This is a genomic window from Catenulispora pinistramenti (assembly GCF_018274385.1).
GTDB lineage: Bacteria > Actinomycetota > Actinomycetes > Streptomycetales > Catenulisporaceae > Catenulispora > Catenulispora pinistramenti.
Genome location: NZ_JAAFYZ010000144.1, coordinates 21,017 through 27,351, shown reverse-complemented (window position 1 = coordinate 27,351; position 6,335 = coordinate 21,017). Strand labels below are relative to the sequence as shown.

Below are 6,335 nucleotides of genomic sequence, written 5' to 3'. Positions count from 1 at the left end.
CCGCACCCGGCACCTACACCGCCACACCACCTTGACACCCCCACCAAAACCTTAACTACGCGGCATTGGCCACCGGCACTGTAGGCGAAGCCCTGCCGACGCGACCGAGGGGAACGAACCGAAAACCGACCGGAAGAATGGCAATCGCAAGGAACGAAGACGCAGGTCAGCGATGCGGCTGCCGGTGAGGCCTTGGTGGCGGGCCGGTGGTTAGTTGGTCGAGAAATATGCCCGGGTGCGGTAGGCGGTGTGCCTTGGTGGCCAGGTCTATCTGTCATCCGGCGGCAGCCATCTTGGCAGCCAGACGAGCCCGCGCCCACGTCTGCGACCGCACCCGCCAGCGCAGAATGCGCACTCCGGGGCTGCCGCGATGTCAGCATCCTGACGGGCGGCCGAACTCGCCGAGTTGCCGGTACCCGCACCCCCCGTTTTGTACTTCTCCGGCTGGTTTTCGGTTCGTTCCCCTCGGTCGCGTCGGCAGGGCTTCGCCTACAGTGCCGGTGGCCGGGGGTCAAGTTCGCGCCATACGAAACCGCAGCTCACACACCCGACCGCAGCGCGCGGACTTTACCCCCGGACACCGGTGCTGTACCCCCCGGGCTGACGACGCGACCGAGGGGAACGGACCGCACCACCTCAGGAACCGCAGCCGCTGAGACTCACCCAGCCACCCGAGGGAACCGCGCAAGTTTCCCTGAGGTTGCCGAGGCCCGCCGGAGGCCCGGCCCTTCACCACAGTTTTTGATCTTGCTGTTGATCTGGTCTTTGATCTGGCTCTTGCCCTTGCTCCGACTTGCCGGAGTTGAAGAGGCCTGAGGTGGGGCGGGGTTGTGAACGCGAAAACCGGCAGCCAACACACAGACTCGCCGACCCGAACCCCGAACCGGCACAACTATGACCGAAGGCCGTAAAAATAGCCTTTAACCACACACCAACCGCAAGCCCCAAAACCAAAACCCACCATTCGAACCGAAGGAGCCGACCCCGATCCCAGCCCGCCACGTATACGCTCCGCCATATGCCCGAACCCGCAGTGTCCTACTTCCCCGCTCCCGACAGCACGCGCCTCGCCTACCGCGAAGTAGGCGAAGGCAGACCCCTGATCCTGCTCCACGGTGCCCTCGGAGACGGCACCCAGTGGCTGCACCACGGCCACGCCGAGGCGTTCGCCGACCGTGGCCGCCGCGTGATCCTGCCCGACTTCCGTGGGCACGGCAGGAGCGCCAAGCCGCGGGACGCCGCTTTCTACCCGGCCGACGTCCTGACTGATGACACCTTCGCGCTCCTGAAGCACCTCGGCCTCGATGACTACGACCTCGGCGGCTACTCGCTCGGGGCCCGTATCGTGATCCGGCTCCTGGTGCGAGGCGCCGGTCCGGGTCGCGCGGTGGCCGGCGGGCAGGGGATGCAGCAGGTGTTGGGGTTCGGTGGCGGGGTGGGCAGGATGCTGCGGCGGATCGTGGATGCGACCGGGCCGCTCGAGGCCGGGTCGGCGGACGAGCGGTTCGCCAGGTGGTTCCGCTCCGGGGACCAGGATCCCGTGGCGCTGCTGCATGCCCTGGAATCGCTGGCGCCGACTCCGGTGGAGGACCTCGCGCGGGTTCAGGTGCCGACGTTGGTGGTGATGGGCACCGGGGATGAGCGGGCGGAGTCGGTGGACGCGCTGGTCGCGGCCCTGCCGCGGGCGACCAAGGTGTCCGTGCCCGGCAATCACGAACAGGCCGCGGGCAGTCCGGAGTTCCTGGCCGCGATGCTGGGCTTCCTCGGCGACGGCGACTGATCGAGACGGCGGGGCTGGTAGGGCCTCCAGAGCGCACCCATTCGGCGGCCCGGCCGAACGTGACCGGCGCGGCGGGTCAGCCAGGCGTCGCCGCCGCGGCCCGCTCACAGTTCGCGACGATCGCGTCGTGTACGTAGCGCGACAGCCCCGGCACCATCTCGTCGTAGTTGCGCCCACTGCGCCGGTTCGCACGGTAGTGCTCGGCCAACTCGCGGTGGCTCTCGTAGCCGCAGTCGTGGAACCACTGGACGGTGTGCAGCCGCAGCTGCTCCGCCAGTTCCATCGCCGCCGGGTCCGTGGCCGGGACGCCCCACGCCATGGCGTCGGCCAGGGCCTGGTTGATGGCCGCCAGTTCGGTCCGCAGCCGCAGCCAGTCCTGTTCGCCGTAGCGCGCGGTGCGGCGTTGCCGCTCGGCGTGTTCGGGCGTGTCGCCCCACTGCTGCCGGGTCTGTTCGGCGTGGTCCATCAGCCGGTCCAGGAAGCGGCCCTCGCCGAACACCGTGCGCCGTTCGGCCGGGGTCAAAGCGATCCCCGCGGCTCGGGCTGCCGGCTCCTTGTCGATCAGCGCCAGCATGGCGCGGAAGCGGGAGACGCGCTGCTCGATCAGCTCGCGCTGGCGCCGCAGGTGGTCCTCGTCGGTGGCCTCGGCATCGCCCAGGATCTCGGCGATGTCACCGATCTCCAGCCCCAGCTCCCGGTAGAAGGCGACGCGCTGGAGCACCGCCAAGTCGGTTTCGGTGTACAGCCGGTAACCGCCGGGGCTGCGGCTGCTGGGCCGGGCCAGCCCGATCTCGTCGTAATAGCGCAGCGTCCGCACCGACAATCCGGCCAGTTCGGCGGCGCTGCCCACCGTGTACTCCTCGTCCATGCCGTCCACTGTGAGCCCTTACGCGGTGTGAGGGTCAAGCCGCGATGCCCGACGCCCGGCCCGACAAAAAAGGCGCCCGCCCGGAAACAAGTCCGGTCGGACGCCCGCAGATCCATGGATCTGCGCTGGTGCCGCGCCTAGAAGTTGTGCTTGTACATCAGCCCGAGGGCCACGATGCAGGTGATCCAGACGATCGACAGGACGACGCTGATCCGGTCCAGGTTCCGTTCCACCACCGAGGAGCCCTGCAGGCCGCCGGACACGCCGCCGCCGAACATGTCGGACAGGCCACCGCCCTTACCCTTGTGCAGGAGCACCGACATGATGAGCAACAGGCTGGTCAGGGCCAGGATTGCAGCGACGATCCACTGGTAAAGAGTCACTTCGGCGGTCCACTCGCTTTTCGGATAAGGACAGGGACGGGATGCCAGAGCACCCCGCCCCATACCTTACGCAATGGAACCGGTGCTCAGCCAGCGGCAACAGCAGAGTCCCGGAACCGAACGATCCGCGTGAAGTCGGCCGCGTCCAGCGACGCCCCGCCCACCAGCGCGCCGTCGATGTCCGGCTGCGCCATCAGCTCGGCGGCGTTGGCGCCCTTCACCGAGCCGCCGTAGAGGATCCGCGTGTTCTCCGCGACGCTCTCGTCGAACAGCGCGGCCAGCTCGGCGCGGATCGCCCCGCACACCTCCTGCGCGTCCTCCGGGGTCGCGACCTCGCCGGTGCCGATCGCCCAGACCGGCTCGTAGGCGATGACCGAGGCCTGGACCTGCTCGGCGCTCAGCCCGGCCAGTGAGCCGCGGGTCTGCTCCACGCAGTGGTTGACGTGCGTGCCCGCCTTGCGGACGTCCAGGTGCTCGCCGACACAGACGATCGGCGTGATGCCGTGCTTGCGGGCCGCCACGGCCTTGGCCGCGACCAGCGCGTCGTTCTCGCCGTGGTACTGCCGGCGCTCGGAGTGCCCGACCACCACGTACTGGCAGTCCAGCTTGGCCAGCATCGCCGCGGAGATGTCACCGGTGTAGGCACCCTTGGGGTGCTCGGAGACGTCCTGCGCGCCGTACTGGATCCGCAGCTTGTCGCCCTGCACCAGGGTCTGGACCGAGCGGATGTCGGTGAACGGGACCAGGACCGCGACGTCGACCGCGTCGTAGTCCTTGTCGTTCAGCGAGAACGCCAGCTCCTGGACGTGCTTCATCGCCTCCAGGTGGTTGAGGTTCATCTTCCAGTTTCCCGCCATAAGCGGTTTGCGCTCAACCATGAGGACTCAGTTCCCTTCCTCGAGGACGTCCAGACCCGGCAGCTTCTTGCCCTCCAGGTATTCCAGGCTCGCCCCGCCGCCGGTGGAGATGTGGCCGAACGAGGACTCGTCGAAGCCCAGCTGACGCACCGCGGCGGCCGAGTCGCCCCCGCCGACCACGGTGAACGCGCCGGAGTCGATCAGGCCCTGGGCGACCGCGCGGGTCCCGCCGGCGTACGGCTCCATCTCGAACACGCCCATCGGGCCGTTCCAGAACACGGTCCTGGCGTGCGAGAGCTTGTTGGCGAACAGCTTCCCGGACTCCGGGCCGATGTCCAGGCCCAGTCGGTCGGCCGGGATCTCCGAGGCCGAGACCACCTCGTGGTCGGCGCTGGCGGAGAACTCGGTGGCCGCGATGATGTCGATCGGGAGCACGAACTCCACGCCGCGCTCGGCCGCGCGCCGCAGGTAGCCGCGCACCGTCTCGATCTGGTCCTCCTCCAGCAGCGACCTGCCGACCTCGTAGCCCTGCGCCTTCAGGAAGGTGAAGACCATGCCGCCGCCGACCAGGATGCTGTCGGCCCGCTCCAGCAGCTTCGCGATCACCGCGAGCTTGTCGGAGACCTTCGAGCCGCCCAGCACCACGGCGTAGGGGCGCGCGACGTCGTCGGTGAGCTTCTTCAGCACGGCGAGCTCGGCCTGGATCAGCAGGCCGGCGCCGGCCGGCAGGAGCTTGGCGATGTCGTAGACCGAGGCGTGCTTGCGGTGCACCGCGCCGAAGCCGTCGGAGACGAACACCTCGGCCAGGGCCGCGAGCTCGGCGGCGAACGCGCCGCGGGCGGCGTCGTCCTTGGCCGTCTCGCCGGCGTTGAACCGGACGTTCTCCAGCAGCACCACCGAGCGCTCCGGCATCGCGGCCACGGCGGCCTGCGCCGAGGGGCCGACGGTGTCGGTGGCGAAGGTGACCGGGACGTCCAGCAGCTCGCCGAGCCGCTTGGCCACCGGGGCCAGGCTGTACTTCGGGTCCGGCTCACCCTTCGGGCGGCCCAGGTGCGCGGCGATGATCACCTTGGCGCCCTTGTCCAGCAGCGCGTTGATGGTCGGGACCGAGGCCCGGATCCGGCCGTCGTCGGTGATGCGGTCCCCGTCCAGCGGGACGTTCAGGTCCGAGCGCAGCAGGACCTTCTTACCGGCGACGTCGAGGTCGTCGAGGGTCTTCATAGATTCTTCTTCTTTCAACGAAGAACCCGCACGAGCCCGGAGACGGGACTCGTGCGGGCACGGGTTCTGGGTGCGGCTACAGCGGGCTACAGCGAGGCGCCGACGTACGCGACCAGGTCCACGAGGCGGTTGGAGTAACCCCACTCGTTGTCGTACCAGCCGACGACCTTCACCTGGTTGCCGTTGGCCATCGTCAGCTTGCTGTCGAAGATGCAGCTGTGCGGGTCGGTGACGATGTCGCGGGAGACGATCTCGTCCTCGGTGTACTTCAGGAAGCCCTTGAGCGGGCCGGTCTCGGCGGCCTTCTTGAACGCCGCGTTGATCTCTTCCTTGGTGGTCTCCCGGCCCAGGTCGACCGTCAGGTCGGTGACCGAGCCGGTGGGCACCGGCACCCGCATCGCGAAGCCGTCGAGCTTGCCCTTGACCTCCGGGATGACCAGGCCGATGGCCTTGGCCGCGCCGGTGGAGGTGGGGATGATCGACTGCGGGGCGCTGCGGGCGCGGCGCAGGTCGATGGTGCCCTTGCGGGTCAGCGCGATCTGGTCGAGCAGCTGCTGCTCGGTGGTGTAGGCGTGGACCGTGGTCATGTAGCCGCGCTCGATGCCGAACTCGTCGAGCAGGACCTTGACCAGCGGGGCCAGGCAGTTCGTGGTGCAGGACGCGTTGGAGATGATGGCGTGGTTCGCCGCGTCGTACTTGTCCTGGTTGACGCCCATCACGATGGTGACGTCGTCATTGGTCGCGGGCGCGGAGATGATGACCTTCTTGGCCCCGGCCTCGATGTGCTTGCGCGCGTCGTCGCCGTTGGTGAACAGGCCGGTGGACTCCACGACCACGTCCACGCCGAGTTCCTTCCACGGCAGCGCCGCGGGGTCGCGCTCGGAGAGCACCTTGATGGCCTTGCCGTTGACGACGAGTTCGCCGTCGGTGGCCTCGATGGTGCCGTCGAACCGGCCCAGGATCGAGTCGTACTTCAGGAAGTGCGCCAGGATCGGGGCGGCAGCGAGGTCGTTGATCCCCACGACCTCGACGTCAGCACCGGAGGCGACGATCGCGTGGAAGAAGTTGCGGCCGATGCGGCCGAATCCGTTGATGCCTACCCGGACGGTCACTGTCGCAGGGCTCCCTTCAGGTTGCCGGGCGCCTTGTTCACACCCGGACGAGCGTCGACGCATAAGGTGGCGATTCGCTGGTTAGTCCAGATGCGAGCCGCGCACGATCACGAG

Annotated in this window: 6 protein-coding genes; 1 reads left to right on the top strand and 5 read right to left on the bottom strand. The window is 68.5% G+C overall.

Annotated elements, in window-relative coordinates; translation table 11 throughout:
- The first annotated feature begins 1,018 nt into the window (after window positions 1–1,018).
- Entirely contained in the window at window positions 1,019–1,780 is a 762-nt protein-coding gene (locus KGQ19_RS32305) for an alpha/beta fold hydrolase (RefSeq protein WP_212016287.1), read from the top strand.
- A gap of 76 nt (window positions 1,781–1,856) precedes the next feature.
- On the opposite strand, the gene KGQ19_RS32300 is transcribed toward KGQ19_RS32305, so the two are convergent.
- From KGQ19_RS32300 to gap, 5 genes are all read right to left on the bottom strand, one after another.
- Window positions 1,857–2,648, bottom strand: a complete 792-nt coding sequence (locus KGQ19_RS32300) for a MerR family transcriptional regulator (protein ID WP_212016285.1) — start codon at window positions 2,646–2,648, stop codon at window positions 1,857–1,859.
- Between the two features lie 137 nt (window positions 2,649–2,785).
- Window positions 2,786–3,031, bottom strand: a complete 246-nt coding sequence (gene secG / locus KGQ19_RS51325; protein WP_194897199.1) for a preprotein translocase subunit SecG — start codon at window positions 3,029–3,031, stop codon at window positions 2,786–2,788.
- Window positions 3,032–3,117: 86 nt separating this feature from the next.
- Window positions 3,118–3,909, bottom strand: coding sequence for a triose-phosphate isomerase (gene tpiA, locus KGQ19_RS32290; RefSeq protein WP_212016284.1), 792 nt, complete (start codon window positions 3,907–3,909; stop codon window positions 3,118–3,120).
- Window positions 3,910–3,915: 6 nt separating this feature from the next.
- On the bottom strand, window positions 3,916–5,109 hold the full coding sequence (locus tag KGQ19_RS32285) for a phosphoglycerate kinase (RefSeq protein ID WP_212016282.1): 1,194 nt from the start codon (window positions 5,107–5,109) through the stop codon (window positions 3,916–3,918).
- A gap of 86 nt (window positions 5,110–5,195) precedes the next feature.
- Window positions 5,196–6,221: a type I glyceraldehyde-3-phosphate dehydrogenase gene (gap, locus tag KGQ19_RS32280; RefSeq protein ID WP_212016280.1), complete on the bottom strand. Its 1,026-nt coding sequence runs from the start codon at window positions 6,219–6,221 to the stop codon at window positions 5,196–5,198.
- Between the last annotated feature and the right edge of the window lie 114 nt (window positions 6,222–6,335).

Coding starts and splice junctions, on each gene's coding strand:
- KGQ19_RS32305 (WP_212016287.1), top strand. CDS start 1,019: ATGCCCGAACCCGCAGTGTCCTACTTCCCCGCTCCCGACAGCACGCGC.
- KGQ19_RS32300 (WP_212016285.1), bottom strand. CDS start 2,648: ATGGACGAGGAGTACACGGTGGGCAGCGCCGCCGAACTGGCCGGATTG.
- tpiA (WP_212016284.1), bottom strand. CDS start 3,909: ATGGTTGAGCGCAAACCGCTTATGGCGGGAAACTGGAAGATGAACCTC.
- KGQ19_RS32285 (WP_212016282.1), bottom strand. CDS start 5,109: ATGAAGACCCTCGACGACCTCGACGTCGCCGGTAAGAAGGTCCTGCTG.